General features: G+C 43.9%; 15 protein-coding genes, 1 tRNA gene and 1 pseudogene. 8 read left to right on the forward strand and 9 right to left on the reverse strand.

The features are described 5' to 3' along the window. Window positions 1-25: 25 nt before the first annotated feature. The 3 genes from NT178_15805 to NT178_15815 form a co-directional block, all read right to left on the reverse strand. Window positions 26-3,139: a multidrug efflux RND transporter permease subunit gene (locus NT178_15805; GenBank protein MCX5813991.1), complete on the reverse strand. Its 3,114-nt coding sequence runs from the start codon at window positions 3,137-3,139 to the stop codon at window positions 26-28. Continuing rightward, complete coding sequence (locus tag NT178_15810) at window positions 3,139-4,353, reverse strand: MdtA/MuxA family multidrug efflux RND transporter periplasmic adaptor subunit (GenBank protein ID MCX5813992.1); 1,215 nt, start codon at window positions 4,351-4,353, stop codon at window positions 3,139-3,141. Before NT178_15810 ends, NT178_15805 begins: the two co-directional genes overlap by 1 nt. A 700-nt stretch (window positions 4,354-5,053) precedes the next feature. After that, window positions 5,054-5,132: transfer RNA gene (locus tag NT178_15815), tRNA-Pro, on the reverse strand. Between the two features lie 94 nt (window positions 5,133-5,226). Between NT178_15815 and NT178_15820 the strand changes: the two genes are divergently transcribed. Continuing rightward, window positions 5,227-6,606, forward strand: a complete 1,380-nt coding sequence (locus NT178_15820) for a pyruvate carboxylase subunit B (protein ID MCX5813993.1) — start codon at window positions 5,227-5,229, stop codon at window positions 6,604-6,606. 72 nt (window positions 6,607-6,678) lie between these two features. Beyond that, window positions 6,679-6,852 (forward strand): 4Fe-4S binding protein, encoded by a 174-nt coding sequence (locus NT178_15825; protein MCX5813994.1) that lies wholly within the window; start codon window positions 6,679-6,681, stop codon window positions 6,850-6,852. Between the two features lie 173 nt (window positions 6,853-7,025). Here NT178_15825 and NT178_15830 read toward each other — a convergent pair whose 3' ends face one another. Beyond that, window positions 7,026-9,020: a heterodisulfide reductase-related iron-sulfur binding cluster gene (locus tag NT178_15830; protein ID MCX5813995.1), complete on the reverse strand. Its 1,995-nt coding sequence runs from the start codon at window positions 9,018-9,020 to the stop codon at window positions 7,026-7,028. 265 nt (window positions 9,021-9,285) lie between these two features. On the opposite strand from NT178_15830, the gene NT178_15835 reads away from it, so the two are divergent. Continuing rightward, window positions 9,286-10,236 carry an NlpC/P60 family protein gene (locus NT178_15835; protein ID MCX5813996.1) on the forward strand — a complete coding sequence of 317 codons (951 nt, stop codon included), beginning with the start codon at window positions 9,286-9,288 and terminating at the stop codon, window positions 10,234-10,236. Window positions 10,237-10,371: 135 nt separating this feature from the next. Continuing rightward, the gene (locus NT178_15840; protein MCX5813997.1) at window positions 10,372-11,436 is read left to right on the forward strand and encodes a hypothetical protein; all 1,065 of its coding nucleotides are present in this window, start codon (window positions 10,372-10,374) and stop codon (window positions 11,434-11,436) included. Window positions 11,437-11,458: 22 nt separating this feature from the next. On the opposite strand, the gene bioB is transcribed toward NT178_15840, so the two are convergent. Beyond that, window positions 11,459-12,436: a biotin synthase BioB gene (gene bioB, locus NT178_15845; GenBank protein MCX5813998.1), complete on the reverse strand. Its 978-nt coding sequence runs from the start codon at window positions 12,434-12,436 to the stop codon at window positions 11,459-11,461. Window positions 12,437-12,544: 108 nt separating this feature from the next. Here bioB and NT178_15850 point away from each other — a divergent pair, with 108 nt between their 5' ends. The 4 genes and pseudogenes from NT178_15850 to NT178_15865 all read left to right on the forward strand — a co-directional run bounded on the left by NT178_15850 (window position 12,545) and on the right by NT178_15865 (window position 15,215). Further along, entirely contained in the window at window positions 12,545-12,673 is a 129-nt protein-coding gene (locus NT178_15850) for a hypothetical protein (protein ID MCX5813999.1), read from the forward strand. A 55-nt stretch (window positions 12,674-12,728) separates the two neighbouring features. Beyond that, a complete protein-coding gene (gene thrC / locus NT178_15855; GenBank protein ID MCX5814000.1) occupies window positions 12,729-14,192 on the forward strand; it encodes a threonine synthase in 1,464 nt (487 codons plus the stop codon). Beyond that, window positions 14,189-14,542, forward strand: coding sequence for a rhodanese-like domain-containing protein (locus NT178_15860; protein MCX5814001.1), 354 nt, complete (start codon window positions 14,189-14,191; stop codon window positions 14,540-14,542). The genes thrC and NT178_15860 overlap by 4 nt, the downstream gene beginning before the upstream one ends. 394 nt (window positions 14,543-14,936) lie before the next feature. Next, window positions 14,937-15,215 (forward strand): annotated as a pseudogene (locus NT178_15865) (hydroxyacid dehydrogenase). 202 nt (window positions 15,216-15,417) lie between these two features. Here NT178_15865 and NT178_15870 read toward each other — a convergent pair. From NT178_15870 to NT178_15885, 4 genes are all read right to left on the reverse strand, one after another. Then, a complete protein-coding gene (locus NT178_15870) occupies window positions 15,418-16,017 on the reverse strand; it encodes a hypothetical protein (protein MCX5814002.1) in 600 nt (199 codons plus the stop codon). Window positions 16,018-16,205: 188 nt separating this feature from the next. Beyond that, entirely contained in the window at window positions 16,206-16,340 is a 135-nt protein-coding gene (locus NT178_15875) for a hypothetical protein (protein ID MCX5814003.1), read from the reverse strand. Window positions 16,341-16,621: 281 nt separating this feature from the next. Then, window positions 16,622-17,008 carry a DUF488 family protein gene (locus tag NT178_15880; protein MCX5814004.1) on the reverse strand — a complete coding sequence of 129 codons (387 nt, stop codon included), beginning with the start codon at window positions 17,006-17,008 and terminating at the stop codon, window positions 16,622-16,624. Between the two features lie 59 nt (window positions 17,009-17,067). Next, the coding region (locus NT178_15885) for a 4Fe-4S binding protein (protein MCX5814005.1) at window positions 17,068-17,266 on the reverse strand (199 nt) is incomplete at its 5' end.

Below are 17,266 nucleotides of genomic sequence, written 5' to 3' on the forward strand. Positions count from 1 at the left end.
TATATGTTCAAATGGCCCAAGCGGCTTAAACAATTGGATCATCCCCCTTGTTTTCAGCTACCTTATGCTGCAACAGCCGTACCCGTTTTGCCAGCCGGTCAAAGGCAAGATAAATCACAGGCGTTGTGTAAAGAGTCAATATCTGGCTGATGATCAACCCGCCGACAATCGTAATGCCCATAGGTCGTCTAAGTTCAGACCCCACACCTGTTCCCATCGCCAGGGGGAGGGCGCCAAGAAGTGCTGCCATGGTGGTCATCATGATGGGACGAAACCGAAGGAGCGAAGCCTGATAAATCGCATCCTGAGGACTCTTTCCTTCCGTACGCTCTGCATCCAGGGCAAAGTCCACCATCATGATACCGTTCTTCTTTACAATACCGATAAGTAGAATGATGCCGATGAGAGCAATGACACTGAACTCCGATCTACAGATCATAAGTGCGAGAATTGCCCCCACTCCGGCAGAGGGTAATGTGGAAAGGATGGTAATAGGATGAATGTAGCTTTCATAAAGTATACCGAGGACAATGTAGACCGTGATAAGGGCTGCAAGGATTAAAAGAGGTTCATTTTCAAGGGAGACCCTGAAAGCCTGGGCAGTTCCCTGGAAGCTGCCCCTGATGCCGGCAGGGAAATCCATCTTTTTCTCGGCTGATTCTATGGCACTTACTGCGTCTCCTAGAGCTGCTCCCGGCGCCAGATTAAAGGAGATCGTAGTGGCGGGAAACTGACCTTGGCGGCTGATAACAAGCGGTCCGGTTGTTTCCGAGGTTTTGATAAATGCTCCGAGAGGCACCTGTCCGCCGCTTATGCCCTTAAGATAAAGGGATTGCAACGCACCCGGACCTTTCTGAAATTCTGGATTAACAGCCAGGACAACACGGTACTGGTTTAACTGGGTAAAAATGGTGGAGACCTGACGCTGACCGAATGCGTCATAGAGTGCATCATCAATCATCTGTGGTGTAATGCCGAGCCGCGAGGCAGTGCTGCGGTCTATTTCAACTGAGAGCTGTAACCCTTTGTCCTGCTGGTCACTGCTTAAATCACGAAGTTCCGGATGGGCACGAAGCGATTCGACGAGCTTTGGTGCTAATTTATTCAACTCATCGATATCCGGATCCTCAAGGGTGTACTGATATTGGGTACGGGCCACCCGTGCATCGACGGTAAGGTCCTGTACCGGTTGCATAAAGAGCGTGATCCCTTCGACTTTTGCCAATTCAGGCTGGAGTCGCCGGATCACCTCGCTTGCAGCCACTTTCCTTTTTGCCAGGGGCTTAAGGTTAATAAGAATTCGTCCGGTGTTGAGTGTAACATTTGTTCCATCAATGCCGATAAAGGACGAGAGACTTTCAACTGCAGAGTCCTTTAAAATCACCCGTGCAAGAGCCTGCTGACGATCGGCCATAGCTGTGAAGGAGACTGCTTGGGGTGCTTCGGATATTCCCTGAATAACCCCTGTGTCTTGTACAGGAAAAAAACCCTTAGGCACAGAATAAAACAATAAAAACGTAAAAACCAGTGTACCTACAGCCACCCATAGTGTAGATTGCTGATGTCTCAGCACCCATGTCAACGTCCTTCCATAAAATCCGATCACCTGATCAAAAAACCTCTGCGACGAGCGATAAAATTTTCCCTGCTCAGCCTCAGTCTGATGTTTGAGCAGCTTTGCACACATCATTGGCGTGAGTGTAAGTGATACTACGGCGGAAATGACTATTGTAACACCAAGGGTAACAGCAAACTCCCTGAATAGGCGTCCTACCACATCCCCCATAAACAGGAGCGGAATAAGCACAGCGATAAGCGACACCGTAAGAGACAGTATTGTAAAGCCTATCTGTTTGGAACCTTTCAAGGCCGCCTCGAGTGGAGGGTCTCCCGCCTCAATATATCTGGCCACATTCTCGATCATGACAATAGCATCATCTACCACAAAACCGGTGGAAATGGTAAGTGCCATCAAAGAAAGGTTATTCAGACTGAATCCGAGCAGATACATAGCACCGAAACTTCCCACAAGTGACAGAGGCACAGCAACACTGGGAATAATCGTTGCAGGGATATTGCGAAGGAAGAGAAACATGACCAGAACAACAAGCACTACGGCAAGCATCATTTCAAACTGGACATCATGAACCGACGCCCGGATTGTGGAGGTACGGTCGGTTAACACAGAAACCTTTACAGCAGGGGGCAGAGTCTTCTCGAGTTTCGGGAGCACTTTCTTAACCTGATCGACAACCTCTATGACGTTTGCTCCCGGTTGCCGCTGAATATTTACAATAACCGCAGGGGAACCATTCATCCAGGCCGCCTGTTTTATGTTTTCGGCATCGTCAACAGCCTCGGCTACGTCAGACAGCCTCACAGGAGCATTATTACGATAGGCGACAATCAGGGACTTATATTCTTTGCTTGAGAAAAGCTGATCGTTAGCATCAATAATGTAGGACAGACGAGGGCCATCGAAGCTTCCTTTCGCCTGATTGACATTTGCAGTTGCAATAGCAGTTCTCAGGTCCTCAAGAGTCAGACCGTAAGCAGCCAGGGCTGTCGGGTTGGCATGGATCCGAACAGCCGGTCTTTGTCCGCCGCTGATGCTTACCAATCCTACTCCGGGAAGCTGCGAGATCTTTTGTGCAAACCGTGTGTCGGCAAGGTCCTCCACTTGTGTCAAAGGCATAGTTTCAGAGGTCAAACCAAGCGTCAGGATAGGGGCGTCAGCAGGATTTACCTTGCTGTATACCGGGGGAACAGGAAGGTCTCGCGGCAGATAGGTAAAAGAGGCATTTATTGCCGCCTGCACCTGCTGTTCAGCTACATCAAGGCTTAAGTCCAGGGTAAACTGGAGCGTAATGATCGAACTGCCGCTTGAACTTGTCGAGGTCATCTGGGTAAGGCCGGGCATTTGGCCTAACTGACGTTCCAGAGGCGCTGTTATGGATGAAGCCATGACGTCAGGACTTCCCCCCGGATAGAAGGTGCGTACCTGAATGGTCGGATAATCCACCTGGGGCAAGGCAGATACTGACAACTGTTTGTACGCAACAGCACCGCTTAAAAAGATGGCAACCATCAGTAATGTTGTCGCAACAGGCCGGGTTATAAAAAGGCGGGAAATATTCATTAGCGGCCCTTTTCAGGAGTCTCTGCACTATTGCGCTTCGGCTCTACTTTCGATCCTTCTCTGAGTTTGTCTGCGCCATCTGCCACAACCGATTCACCCGGCGAGACTCCTGTTTTTACCGAAGCTTCATTACCCTGAATCTCGTCGATACTGACCGGACGCACTGTGACTGTCATATCTTCCTTCACTACATAAACAAAGGTCCCCTGTGGTCCGCGTTGTATAGCTGATGAAGGTATAATAACAGCCCCCAGCTTGACATCGACAAGGAGTTGCACATTAACAAATTGATTAGGAAACAACTCATTCTGTTTGTTCGGGAAGGTTGCCTTAAGCTTAACAGTCCCGGTGCTTGTGTCGATCTGGTTGTCAATGGTCGATAGAGACCCTACGGCAAGTTTTTCTTTTTGTCCACGATCGTAAACCTCTACCTGTAATTGTGCACCTTTTTTGAATCTTCGAAGTATCTGAGGAAGGCTGTCTTCAGCGATGGGAAAAACAACAGTCATCGGCTGAAGTTGGGTAATCACAATAAGACTATTCGTATCGCTCGCACGGACCATATTACCCGGGTCCACAAGACGAAGTCCAATGCGGCCCGTAATCGGTGAGGTAATCCGGCAGTAGACCAACTGAAGCCTGGCGCTGTCAACCAATCCCTGGTCAACCTTTACAGCACCTTCATATTGCTTGACCAGCGCCTCCTGGGTATCAAGCTGTTGTTTTGAGACTGAATCCTGCTGCCAGAGAACCCCATAGCGGTCAAGGTCAATCTTTGCATTGGCAAGGGTTGCCTGGTCACGCGCCAACTGCCCCTCAGCCTGTGTCAACTGGACTTCGAAGGGTCTGGGATCTATAAGCGCCAGCAGGTCTCCCTTGTTGACGATTTGACCCTCCTTATAAAAGACATCCATGAGCTGCCCGTCCACACGAGTCCTGACTAATACCGTGTAAACCGGCATGACAGTACCAAGGCCATTCACATACACATTAATATTCCCTTTTTTCGCAGGTATTGCCAGGACAGGCGTAGTGCGTGTCCTGGCAATAGATCCCTTTTTGTCAGCCTGTGCCATGCCCGATTTTACAAAAAGCAGGTATGTTCCTGCAACTGCAAAACACCCTGCCAGCAGCACAAACAGCCAGCGCTTTTGTAAGGCAGTGAAACGAGCTTGACGCTGAATGCCGTCCTTCCCATTTTCTTCTCTAAGCATTGTATTTATATCCTCCTTGAACTGTCCAGATTAAATCTTATATCCCTCAAAAAACACAGCTACTATCCATTTTCCATTATTTTTTGTGCAACTTCAATGTAAAAGGTTTTGCAATAAACATACCTGTAAAAAAAACAGTGAAAGTATTTAAAATCAGCTAAAATATTTCTCAACCGGATAAAACAAACCCTTGAGATCGACGTAATTGTCGCAACAGCCCTCCAAACTCGACAGAACTGTTGCCAAGTTCCATCTTAAGGGAACTCATAGATGTATCAGCGCCTGGGGGCAGGTCAGATGTAGATTTGTATTTTAAATGTTGTTTTTTGAAAGTGACGGCATATGCTTTATAACACAAACGACAGCAGAAGTATGTTATGCATATCATGCTACTCATCATTCGTATCCGTGTATCGTGTAAGACTACGTGAAAACCATATCATCAAAACCAGCATCATCAATTACACAATTAATAAAACAAAGGCGGTGAAATTGGTAGTGATCTTGAGGGAATGGGATTTGAACCATTGACCTTTTGCTCCCATTGAAGAAGTACTGATATAATATCTTTTAAATATATCAAGATGCTGCTAAGCTTAAATACAAATAAGACGTGGTCAATTGGTGGTCATTTTCAACGTTTTATGCTACGATTTTAACAAATTGTGCAACCTATAACCATTAATAATACTTAATATAATGGTCGGGATGACTGGATTTGAACCAGCGGCCTCTTGCTCCCGAAGCAAGCGCTCTACACCGAGCTGAGCTACATCCCGTGGAAGAATAAGGATAGCAGAGTTATGGAAAAATTTCCATTGATTTTTCACATAATACATGATACGAATTCAAACTTTTTAGAGGAGGTTAACAATGGCAGAAAAGAGACCAATAATGATTACTGATCTTACCTTGAGAGATGGCCATCAGTCACTATTTGCAACAAGGATGAAGACAGAGGATATGCTCCCCATCGCTGAAAAAATGGACAGCATAGGGTTCTACTCCATGGAGGTTTGGGGAGGTGCAACCTTTGATGTAATGACACGTTTTTTAAATGAAGACCCCTGGGAAAGGGTAAGGCTTCTGAAGGCAAAGATGCCCAACACTAAGTTTCAGATGCTGCTTCGAGGGCAAAACCTTGTCGGATACAGAAACTATGCGGATGACGTGGTAGAGGCATTTGTTGAGAAATCAGCCGAAGTAGGTATTGACATATTCAGGGTGTTCGATGCACTGAATGACGAGAGAAACTTTATTGCAGCTTTCAAAGCGATAAAAAAATGCGGCAAGCATATACAGGGCACCCTTTCTTACTCGTTAACCGAAAAAAGGCTCGGAGGTCCCATATTTAATATTGATTACTTTGTCGGCAAGGCAAAATTAATTGAAGAAATGGGCGCTGATTCCTTCTGCATAAAAGATATGGCGGGCATTATATCGCCTTACGATGCATACGAACTTGTCACAGCCCTGAAAAAGAACCTGAGCATACCGGTGCATCTCCACACACATTATACCAGTGGTATGGCTTCCATGTCTTTACTGAAGGCAATTGAGGCAGGAGCCGACGGTATTGATACATGCCTTGCCCCCTTTGGATTGCGTTCTTCCCACTCGGCAGTGGAACCCTTTGTTGTTACACTCCTTGATACCCCTTATGACCCGAAAATGAACCTTGAATTATTGGCTGAGGTAGATGAGTACTTTGAGAGTATTATACCTGCTTACATGTCCTTCGCAGACACGACAAGATTTTCCGTGATAGACATAGGGGTACTAATGCACCAGATACCCGGCGGCATGATAAGCAACCTTGTCAGCCAGTTGAAGCAGGCAAAGGCAATCCACCGCCTGAAAGAGGTATACGAAGAAATCCCCAGGACAAGAAAGGATATGGGGTTTCCCCCTCTTGTCACACCAACAAGCCAGATTGTGGGCGTTCAGGCAGTATTCAACGTTGTAGCCGGAAGATACAAGATGATTTCCAAAGAGGTGAAGGATTACTTTTATGGCCTATATGGAAGACCACCTGCGCCGGTTGATGAAGAAATCAGAAAGAAGGCGCTGAAAGGATACGAAAAGGGTGAAACGCCCATAGATATAAGGCCGGCCGATACCCTTGAACCTGAACTTCCAAAAGCTAAAGAAGCCCTTAACGGTATAAGCGATAAGATGGAAGATATTCTGATTTATGCTTTGTACCCCATGACTGGTATGGAATTTTTGAAGAAAAAATATAAAATTCAGTAGATGTCACTTTTTTATTGACATTATTGTTTTATTTGTTTAGGAATTTCTAAAAATATTAAAAGGAGGTAAAACATGCCTACAAAAATTGATGAGGATGCCTGCACAGGATGTGGAGCGTGCGCCGAAGTATGTCCTGTCGATGCGATAACCGTTGATGATACGGCCAAGGTCGACCACGAGCTCTGTACAGAATGCGGGGCATGTGTTGAAGAGTGCCCGGTTGAAGCAATTTCACAGGAAGAATAACTTATATCTTCTTAGAAAAATCAAAAGGGATGACTTAAATAAGATAAGTCATCCCTTTTCTGTCTTCATTTTCCGGGACACCCGCGGGTACCCGGTAGCCCCCTCTATAAGCAAAAAAGCCGCCACCCGCTTGTAGGGTGACGGCTTTTAATAACACAAGTTAAGAACTTTCTTTATATGCCTTTTACTACAACTTCAGACAAATCCAATGCTTTCATGGTTTCGGACTTTTCCTTATCCTTAATGGCGTCCTCCATCATAATAAGGCAATAGGGGCATGCAGTTACAACCGTATTTGCCGATATATCAATTGCCTCATCTATCCTTAAGTGATTTATTCTTTTGTGATGTTCTTCCATCCATATTCTGCCGCCGCCGCCGCCGCAGCAGAAGCTCCTGTCGTGGTTTCTCCCCATTTCTACAAAATTTCCCTGCTTCACTTTATCCACAACATGTCTTGCCTCGTCGAATATCCCGTTTACCCGTCCGAGGTAGCATGGATCGTGAAATGTTATAGTCCCCTCAATAGATGGATTGATTGACAGCTTGCCTTCTTTTAGCAGCTTAGAGATAAAATCAGCCTGGTGGTATACCTCAAAATTCCCTCCGATCTGGGGATATTCGTTCTTTAACGTATGATAGCAGTGAGGACAAGTGGTGATGATCTTTTTTATACCCATTTCATTGAGAAGCTCTACGTTGCCCTGTGCGATGCCAAGGTAAAGTTCTTCATTTCCGCATCTTCGAGCCGGATCTCCGCAGCAGGTCTCTTCCTGTCCCAGGATACCGAATGAAACGCCTGCTTGTTGTAATATTTTGGTAAATGCCTTTGCAACCTTTCTGTTTCTGTCGTCAAGAGAGGCAACGCATCCTACCCAATATAAATATTCCACCTCTTCCTCGCCGGCATTTTTCACTTCAAGCCCTTCAGTCCATTCGGTTCTCTGTCTCTTTCCCATACCGTAAGGATCGAGCTTCTGCTGGAGGTTCTTGAAAAGAAGTCTTGTTTCAGATGTAGTCTTGCTCAGTGTCAAGGTAAGGTATCTTCTCATCTCAATATTTTTATCAAAGGTAGGTATTGATACAGGACAATTTACCTGGCAGGCAAGACAGGCTGTGCAGGACCACAACGCTTCTTCGTCAATGACGGTATCTATTATTCCATCCTCGTTTTTTACTCCCGCTGCGGTTCGTTCCCACTCAGTCTTTAAATCCTGGATGAATTTTTTCGGTGAGAGCGGTTTTTCGCTTGCATATGCCGGGCAAAGATCCTGGCATCTGCCGCACCTTGTACACGCATCAAGGTCAAATATCTGTTTCCAGGTAAATCCTTCTATCGAATTGACGCCAAACTCCTCGGCATTTTCAAAATCCTCAATAGGGACGATTGCGCCTCTCGGATTGTCCTCAACCCCCCTGAACATCATGTTTAGAGAAGATGTGATAATATGGAGCAGCCTTGAGTATGCAATGTAAACTATGAGACCGAAGGAAAGGAGCATATGAAGATACCACATAATTGCATGTGGCATATAAGTTACGCCCTTTTCTGCACTCGGAAAAATAGATGCAACATACCATCCTATAAAACTCCAGACCTCGTATGGTTTAGGATCGGCAGCTATTCTTGCTCCTTCCACCAGAAAGCCTGTAACCAGCACAACAAGTATCCACATAAGGACAATCAGATCATCAGGCTTATTGTCAAGCCTTTCCGGCTTGGTAACATATCTTCTCCATACAGCCATAAGAATACCGATGGTTGCAAGAATGCCGGCAAGATCAGTCAAAAAGGAAAATATCAGGTAGAAATTGCCTTTTATGAATTCTACTCCAAAAATCAGCCTTACCACATCATCCTGGAGGGCAATGAGTCCTGTTGCTATAGCAAGTATAAGGAATCCCCAGAATATAAAGAAATGCATCCAGCCAGGGTATGCTTCTCTCAAAATCGATTTATGAAAAATACCATTGCTGATAAAGCAGCCAATTCTTTCTCCCAGCCTCTTTGTGAAATTGATCGGAGAAGGTTTTCCCATCTTCCACATGGCGTATCTTTTTTTTAATCCGTATATAAGAGCAATAAAGGTTATTACCATCAGGGCATAAGTAATCCATCTTGCCCCGCCACCAACATTCCAGAAAATAATCCTTCCGACCTCGTCCATATACCAGCCTCCTACGATGCTATTTTTGTACATTTTGTATTATTTTTCACAAGTGAATATAAAACAAAAAAGGATTTAAAATCAATAAAAATGTATTTTCCTGCCTGCAACAAAATGTTGTTGAGTGAAATAATGGTTTTTGCATTAAAAAATGAAAAATTATCTTGACACAAATTTGTTTATTTTGGTAAAAGATTATACAAGTATTCAATAGAATAAAGAGTAAGAATAGCTAAGAAAATAAGACGTTAATTAGGGTGGGGTAATGAGAAGGTATATCAGTATTGCAGTCTCAGTATTGTTTCTTCTTATCACAGTATCAAACAATGCGTTTTCAACCCCTACAGCAAACAATGTAAAGCAGAAAAATAATCAACAAACCGTAACGAAAAATAATCAAACATCCCCTGAAAAATCCAAGAGCCTCTCCAGTGTAAAACCAAAAAAGGCAAAAATAGGCAAGCGGTCTGTCGGAAAGCACACTAAAACTACCGGCAAGACAAGGAAAGAAATCAACAACAGCAGGCAAAACGAGATTGAAGTTACAGAGAATGACGGTGAATTTATAGAATACAGAACAAAAAAAGGCGATACCATCGATAAAATAGCAAAGATGTTCAATATTGATAAAGACGATATTCTTGAAGCAAACAATCTGACAGGCAAAAAACTATCCCCCAGGAAAGTCATACTGATACCCAAGGTAATGGAAGAAGAAAAAGATGATGAATTCATAACCCTTACAAACAAGCATTTAAAGCCATGGAAAAACAACGAAGAAAAATACATGCTTGTAAAAGTTGCAAAAAGTTTCATGGGTGCTCCCTACAAGTACGGTGGAAATAGCGTCAGAGGTCTTGACTGTTCTGCTTTCGCAAAAAAGATTTATGATATATTCGATGTCCAGATCCCAAGAAGTGCCCGGGATCAATTCAAAACGGGCATGAAAATAAATAAAGACGATCTGCTAATTGGAGATCTGGTGTTTTTCAGGACAAAGAGATACATAAAATACCCGACCCATGTGGGCATATTCATCGGCGATGGCAATTTTATCCATTCTTCATCCGGGCACAATAGAATAGGGGTAAAAATAGACTCTCTATCATCGGATTTTTATTCAAAAACTTACGTTGGTGCCGTAAGAGTAAAACAGTCGTCAGACGAGAGCGCCGAAACACCAAAAACCATTGAGAATGCATCAAACAACTCGTAATATGTGAATAAGCGCTTAATATTATTAATTATTTCTTTTCTTATCCATTTGTCAGGATACTTTTTTCTATTTTACAGAATTGAACCCCTCCAATACTTCTCTTACATCATATTATGGTGGTCTTACATAATATTTATGGATGTGCTGGTCTCATTTAAAAATAATAAATATCTTGTTTTAAACAAACACCTCCCCTTTTTGATCATCATCTCCTGCGGCTTCTGGTGTATCTTTGAGGTTATCAATATCAGGATTCAGAACTGGTTTTATATAAATCTCCCGTCGGATATATATCAACGGTATACAGGTTATCTCCTTGCATATGGGACTGTAATCCCGGCAATATATGTAACTAAAAATCTCATTTACAGCTTTATTAGCGAAATAAAAATAAAAGCTATCCGAATAAAAAACTACCCCGCTTATTCAATGATGCTCGGAGTAATAACAATACTGTTAACATGCATATACCCCGTATATTTTTTTTCTTTTGCGTGGGTATTCCTTGCTCTCATACTCGACGGTTACAACTATTTAAAGGGTTATGCTTCATTCATGAAGGATTTTGAAAAGGGTCTTGCGGGTAACTTTATTGCAACGGCACTATCAGGGCTTTTATGCGGCATTCTGTGGGAGACATGGAATTTCTGGTCTGTCTCGAAGTGGGTTTATACGGTACCTTTTTTTGAAAACTTGAAGCTCTTTGAGATGCCTGTCCCAGGTTACATCGGATTTTTGGTTTTTAGTTTTGAGGTTGTCGCGTTTTTAAATTTTTTGGAGGGGGTGCGTCTGCGACGGAGAGGCGCCATCATTGCTGCATTATCCTGCTTTATTTTTTCTGCCTTTTCATTTGTTATGATAGACAGGCATACGGTCTTCTCTTACGCAACGAAGGTTGAAAAACTCAACTTTATCGAAAAAGAAAAACTTGATTACTTTATTGCCAAAGGGGCTAAAACAAGTTACGGAATCGATCAGAACCTCCTCGATAAAAACGAGAGAGATAAAATAAATCTGCTTCACCTGAAAGGCATGGGCATGGAGAATTTTTTAAAACTGCAACAACATGGAATAAACAATATCAACGACCTTTCAATGCTTGACGATAGGGCGCTTTCCAATATTTCCCACGAAGGGAATCTCAGAAGGATGCGGGTGTATATTAGGGCGGCAAAAAATGCAGCAGGCAGCAGCAATTAGGTCTTCATAATTTCGACAGTATTTAAGATGCCGGGGAGTATCCGAGGTCCAGTATCATCTCCATATCAAGCGTTGCGTCCCTGCCGAGCGTTGTCAGGTAATTGCCTGTCATCAGAGAATTGCAGCCTGCAACAATACCAAGCGGTAAAAGCTGACGTAAATTTTTTTCTTTCCCTCCGCACAACTTAATATCCTTATCAGGAAGTATAAACCTGTAAAGAGCGATGGTGATGAGAATTTCAATCGGTGAAAGAGGGGGTATATCAGCAAGCGGCGTGCCCTGAATCGGGTTTAAAATGTTTATCGGTACGGAATCAACATCCATCTCTTTTAATGTAAAGGCAAGCTCAATTCTCTGCTCCATTGTTTCTCCAAGACCGATTATCCCTCCGCAGCATGTAGAGAGCCCTGCTTTTTTTGCATTCCTTATCGTTTCTATATCCTCTTCGTAATCATGGGTAGTGCAGATATTGTTAAAGTTACTCCTTGCCGTTTCAAGGTTATGGTGATACCGGCAGAGTCCTGCTTCTCTGAGCCTTTGCGCCCTTTCAAAGTCGAGCATGCCGAGAGAACCGCAGGGTTTGATGCCTATTTTATTAATTGCTTTTACCGCATATTCAATCTCATCCCATTCTTCTTGAGTTGCAATCTTTGTCCCGCTTGTTACAATCCCGAAGAAATGGGCGCCGTATGCATTTGCCTGTCTTGCCTTTTCGATCATCTCCTCTTTTGATATGAGGGGATATACTTCGGCATTTGTATAATGGTGTGCAGACTGTGCACAGAATTTACAGTTTTCAGGGCACAATCCTGACTTTGCGTTTACGATACAGCAAAAGGACACCGCGTTTCCTTTGAAATGATCCCTTATCTCTGATGCATATCCCATGAGCATAAAAGGTTTTTTCCTGCCAATATCGTAAAGTCTCAATGCGCTGTCAAGGTCAATCCCTCTCATCGCAATAGATTTTTCCTGTATTTGTTTAAACTCTGAATTCATTTGCATCCTCCGAATAAAAATCTGCACTTATTACAAACAGAACGGACATGAGTTGTCAACTACATTATTAAATCAGTTGACGCCACCATCAGCATTTTTAACTGAAGCATGGCATTACAGACCAGGATAATTGATTACCATTTCCGGCCCTTTGAATGGCAGCTTGCAGGAGACGACCCATTCCTATACCGGTATGTCGAGAAACCGATGACGAAGCCAACGATGATAGCACTTTGATTTGGAATTGGAATCAGTTGAAAATACAGGTGACATTCTGTTATGCTTATCTGTTATGAAACCGGTTACATATTATAATACTAACGATCACAACGACAGGGCCACCTTTGAAGATGCACTCCTGAAAGGCATGGCCTCTAATTATGGTCTGTATATGATCCCGCGAGACGAAATTCCCCTTGTCTCTCCTGAAATAATAGCCAACATGAAGTACATGTCTTATGCTGAAATAGCCTTTGAAGTGTTGAATCTGTACCTTGCCTCTGAAATACCGGCAGACGCATTAAAGACAATTCTCGACGATGCCTACCGGGCCGATAAAATAACGACTGATGTACAGTACATTACCGGCAGGACATATATTATGTGGCTGACGCAGGGGCCCACATATTCTTTTAAGGACTATGCCGCACGCTTTTTCGGGAGGATGCTCAGCTATTTCCTCGGCAAAAAGGGTTTAAAGAGGGTAGTTGTTGTTGCAACGAGCGGTGATACCGGCGGTGCAGTGGCTGATGCACTCTATGGCCTTGAACGTATTGATAATATAGTGTTTTATCCCAAAGGGTCGATCAGCGGCGGTCAGAGAAGACAGATGACCACGCTGGGTGATAACATATATGCCTTTGAAGTGAATGGGGATTTTGATGTTTGCCAGGCCCTGGCAAAGCATATCCTTGGTGATAAGGATTTAGCTCAGGAAGTCTTTGGAGACCCCGAAAGGTTTACCTCGGCAAACTCGATAAGCCTCGGGAGGCTCCTGCCCCAGGCAGTGTATCCTTTTTTTGCCTATTCAAGAATTTCTGAAAAGGATGAAGGATTTATCGCAAGCGTTCCATCGGGGAATTTCGGCGATATGATGGGAACCGTTGTTGCAAAACAGATGGGGCTTCCGGTATCGAAGATCATCTGCGGGGTAAACGAGAATACTGAGTTTCCTGATTTCCTTAAAAGCGGTCAATATATGGTAAAACCGTCAATAAAAGCGCCCTCTTCTGCCATGATAGTGTCTCACCCAAGCAACATTGCGAGGTTGATAGATTTCTACGGGGGGCATATGTATGACGAAAGAGACCCTGTTGCCGGACAGGTAATAAGGCCGGGTATTATTGACAGGATGCCGGATATGGATCAAATGAGGAGGGATATATTCTCTATCGGCATAACCAACTCCCAGCACTATGAGACAATGAAGGATGTTTATGACGGGCACCATGTTGTTCTTGACCCTCACGGAGCAGTGGGCTGGAGGACGCTTGAGATATTTCTGCATGGAAAGCACGATAAGGCTTCGGTGATTTATGAGACAGCAGACCCCGGCAAGTTTCCGGATGACGTAAAAGAAGCCATCGGCATAGTCCCGGAACCCCCACCCGGCATGAAGACACAGGCAGGATTGACAGAAAGGATTTATAGTATTGAAAACAGACCTGAGTCAACACCGCAGGGTATGGGTTTGAGTAACAGTCAGGTTGAAGAGGCAAAGCAGAAGATAAGGGAGATATTTAAGAAAAAAAGATGAAGAACATTCTATCATGGCAGGTTTTTAATACCGGCAACCAAAAACCCTCTGCCGGACAATTCAGTCTTTCTTTGGTTTTCATTTTACCGGTTTTGATATTGACGATGTTCTTTGCCGCCTCCTGCGAACTTACCGATGACTTTAAGGCAATACAAGCGGAAGAGCTGAAAAAGATGATGGATGAAAAAGTTCCTTTTCTTTTAGTGGACAACAGGAGCGAATATGAATATAGAGATGTCCGCATACCGGGGGCAATTAACATACCCCAGGAACGATTCAGGTTTCTTGATAGGCTGCTGCCGAAAGACAAAACGTTTACCATTGTGTTCTATTGCAGGGGAGGCGGGTGAGCCCCGAGCGTAAACGCTGCGGTCGCAGCCAAAAAACTCGGATATACGAATATTTATGTTTACCTTGGAGGTTTTCCTGACTGGGCAAGGAAGGGATACCTTGCGGAAAAATAGATTTATACCAATTTGCCTTCAATCATATAACTTCGTTAACTCGTCGTCGCACTCCTCGTCGTACTAGTAGTACGCCTGCGTCGGCTTCTCCTCGTTGCCTCGTGCTATCTATGAATCCAAATTGGTATTATTGCTTTAGCTACTTCATTTGTATATTCCTTGCTTTCTCCAGCCTCGTTTGATACCATTTAAAAAAACACAAAGGATAGTTTACTGTGACCATCGACGTGCGCATCATGGAAATCATGGCGAATATAAAGCCTTTACCGGGGGAAATGCCATGACAACGGGTAAGGATAAGATAGTGGATGGGGCAATTACGCTGGATGTTCGTCTTGAAGGTGAAACGGTGTGGCTTACACAGAAACAGATGGCAATGCTCTTGGACACGGAGCGAAGCGTAATTACAAAACATCTCAGAAATATTTTTAAGTCCGGTGAGTTATATGAAAAATCAGTATGTGCAAAATTTGCACATACTGCCGAGGATGGCAAGGTATATCAAACGGCCTTTTACAATCTCGACGCCATTATTTCTGTCGGCTACCGGGTCAATTCAAGTGAATTCCACTTCAAAGTGCAACACAACCTCATAGGGCCTGACAGAACACCTCATAGGGCGTGTAGTACTTAAGACATTTCATGAGGTTTCCATGCTTTCGTTCACATTGAATGAAAAAAAGGTTCAATGCTCCAAACCAAGGCCAGTATAGGATTTGCAGAGCATTATGCTTTTTGGCTTAATGCTGAAAAACGGGGTCTCATTTCCATAGTATCTCTTCAATAATCTTATCTTTAAGGGCTTTTTTTGATCCACGGTGAACCCTCACCAATTCTTTGAGATAAGCAAAACATCCGTCAAGAGAATTTGTCGTGTTCGGCATATTGAGCTCAGGATACTTCTCGTAAGTAAACAGATAAGGAAGATTTACTTTTAAGCTCCTGTAAGCCGAGCGAAGCCGTTTGTGGGTGTAGTGCCACCTTCCCGTCACAAGATCAATCGTTCTCTCCCTGATAAAAAAGCGCCATCGGTCATGCCAAGTGTCGAGAGCTGCGGTAAAATCCTTCTCATTCGTCGCGCAGAGGACCTTGGTAAGCTTTTTCAGTTCGATACTTGCCTCTAATTTTGGGTTGTTCGTAAGATAGCGGTTCATGATCTGTTTCTGGTGGAAGTGGCACATCTGAACAGGGATATCGGAAAAGAGCTGTCTTACTCCAGGCCTGCCATCAAGGACGATTGCTTTTATAGCATATCCCATATCCTCCAATGTTCTTCTTCCATGCCAGTATGCATCGATGGATTCACTTTTGACTTCCTTGACATAGAGGTTCTTCTTCAGATGCAGTGCCCGTATGACCATTATGCCAAAGCTCCTTTTGAAGAATGTAACATCAGCTATTGCAACAACAGGTTGAGGGCTATGACAATGTTCCTTCACCGGAGCTTTTCGTATATGGTCCCTTATCCAGTCTTTCCCTCTGCTGTACTTTTCTGATAGCTGACGTATTGTCTGCCGCTGATATACATACTCGTTCCAGATGATGCGATCTAACCGTTGTTGCCGGGGATTGTTTTGGAATTGTTTTCCACAGGATCTACACAGGTATCTTTGCCTATGTTTGTTATAAAAGCCTTTCTTTTTTGTGTTCTTTGAGCCGCAATAGGGACAGTTTTTTTACCCATTTTTTCAGCCTCTTAAATTTATTATAGTGTAACATACTGATACTATAGCAATTAAAGGCTATTTTAGACCCCGTTTTTCAGCATTAAGCCTGCTTTTTCTAAAACTGTTTTAGAAAAAGTTTGTGCAAGCCTTACTGATAATCTTACATGAAGGGCATTGATCATTTGTTTTCTGTCCTAAAATATCCGGTTTCAACGATTGACATAAAACGGCGCACGTTGCTTTATCGCTTACGTCCGTGTTGGTGGATGGGTTGGAGTCATACGGTTCATGGAACTACTCATTCAATCTTTGCGCCCCTCTCGGCCAATAGTTCTCTCAGCACCGACCGATGGCAGCGTGCTTCATCCTCGCAGTAGCATCCGACAGAGAAATTGCTCTGATGTGAAAGTACTGCCAACAGATCAAGTGTTCGGCTGATTTCCGTGGTTGCCATCTCGGCTCGATATTTCTTGACGAAAGCAGCCCACTGGGCGGGCGTATTTGCCTCTTGCCCAAGCTTCATGGTTTCAGCGCTCGGAGCGAGATTTGGAAACCACACGTCGTACCAATTTTGTGATACGAACTCGGGTTTTGGCACCCCCCTTGGCGGACGACGCACAGTTCCAATGCGAGTGCCCTCGCCTTCGTTTCGCGCTGTGCCTAACATGACGATTCTAATGGCCATTGCTGCCTCCTGCTAATGAATGTGTACAAAAGTGTTACCCATGTCCCCAGAATAATCTGTTACCTATGTCCCCGTTCGGTCCCCCAATCATATGTTATTGCGCCTTGTTTGCAAACATCAACACAGGTGCCACAGAGAATGCATTCCGCATTTTCCATACTTTTGTTATTAACCATTTCCTCTACCGGAAGGCTCATCGGACAGTGTTCAGTACAGGCGTGACAATGCTTACAGGCTTCATGGTTTGACTTTAATTGC

The sequence above is a fragment of the Pseudomonadota bacterium genome, assembly GCA_026388255.1.
Classification (GTDB): Bacteria; Desulfobacterota; Syntrophorhabdia; order Syntrophorhabdales; family Syntrophorhabdaceae; genus JAPLKB01.

Bases quoted from the DNA above. Each gene is read 5' to 3' on its own strand.
- NT178_15825 (MCX5813994.1), top strand. From the start codon at position 6,679: ATGCCTACAAAAATTGATGAGGATGCCTGCACAGGATGTGGAGCGTGC.
- NT178_15810 (MCX5813992.1), bottom strand. From the start codon at position 4,353: ATGCTTAGAGAAGAAAATGGGAAGGACGGCATTCAGCGTCAAGCTCGT.
- NT178_15850 (MCX5813999.1), top strand. From the start codon at position 12,545: ATGGCATTACAGACCAGGATAATTGATTACCATTTCCGGCCCTTTGAA.
- NT178_15860 (MCX5814001.1), top strand. From the start codon at position 14,189: ATGAAGAACATTCTATCATGGCAGGTTTTTAATACCGGCAACCAAAAA.
- NT178_15835 (MCX5813996.1), top strand. From the start codon at position 9,286: ATGAGAAGGTATATCAGTATTGCAGTCTCAGTATTGTTTCTTCTTATC.
- thrC (MCX5814000.1), top strand. From the start codon at position 12,729: ATGAAACCGGTTACATATTATAATACTAACGATCACAACGACAGGGCC.
- NT178_15830 (MCX5813995.1), bottom strand. From the start codon at position 9,020: ATGGACGAGGTCGGAAGGATTATTTTCTGGAATGTTGGTGGCGGGGCA.
- bioB (MCX5813998.1), bottom strand. From the start codon at position 12,436: ATGAATTCAGAGTTTAAACAAATACAGGAAAAATCTATTGCGATGAGA.
- NT178_15880 (MCX5814004.1), bottom strand. From the start codon at position 17,008: ATGGCCATTAGAATCGTCATGTTAGGCACAGCGCGAAACGAAGGCGAG.
- NT178_15870 (MCX5814002.1), bottom strand. From the start codon at position 16,017: ATGGTCATACGGGCACTGCATCTGAAGAAGAACCTCTATGTCAAGGAA.
- NT178_15875 (MCX5814003.1), bottom strand. From the start codon at position 16,340: ATGGGTAAAAAAACTGTCCCTATTGCGGCTCAAAGAACACAAAAAAGA.
- NT178_15805 (MCX5813991.1), bottom strand. From the start codon at position 3,139: ATGAATATTTCCCGCCTTTTTATAACCCGGCCTGTTGCGACAACATTA.
- NT178_15820 (MCX5813993.1), top strand. From the start codon at position 5,227: ATGGCAGAAAAGAGACCAATAATGATTACTGATCTTACCTTGAGAGAT.
- NT178_15840 (MCX5813997.1), top strand. From the start codon at position 10,372: ATGGATGTGCTGGTCTCATTTAAAAATAATAAATATCTTGTTTTAAAC.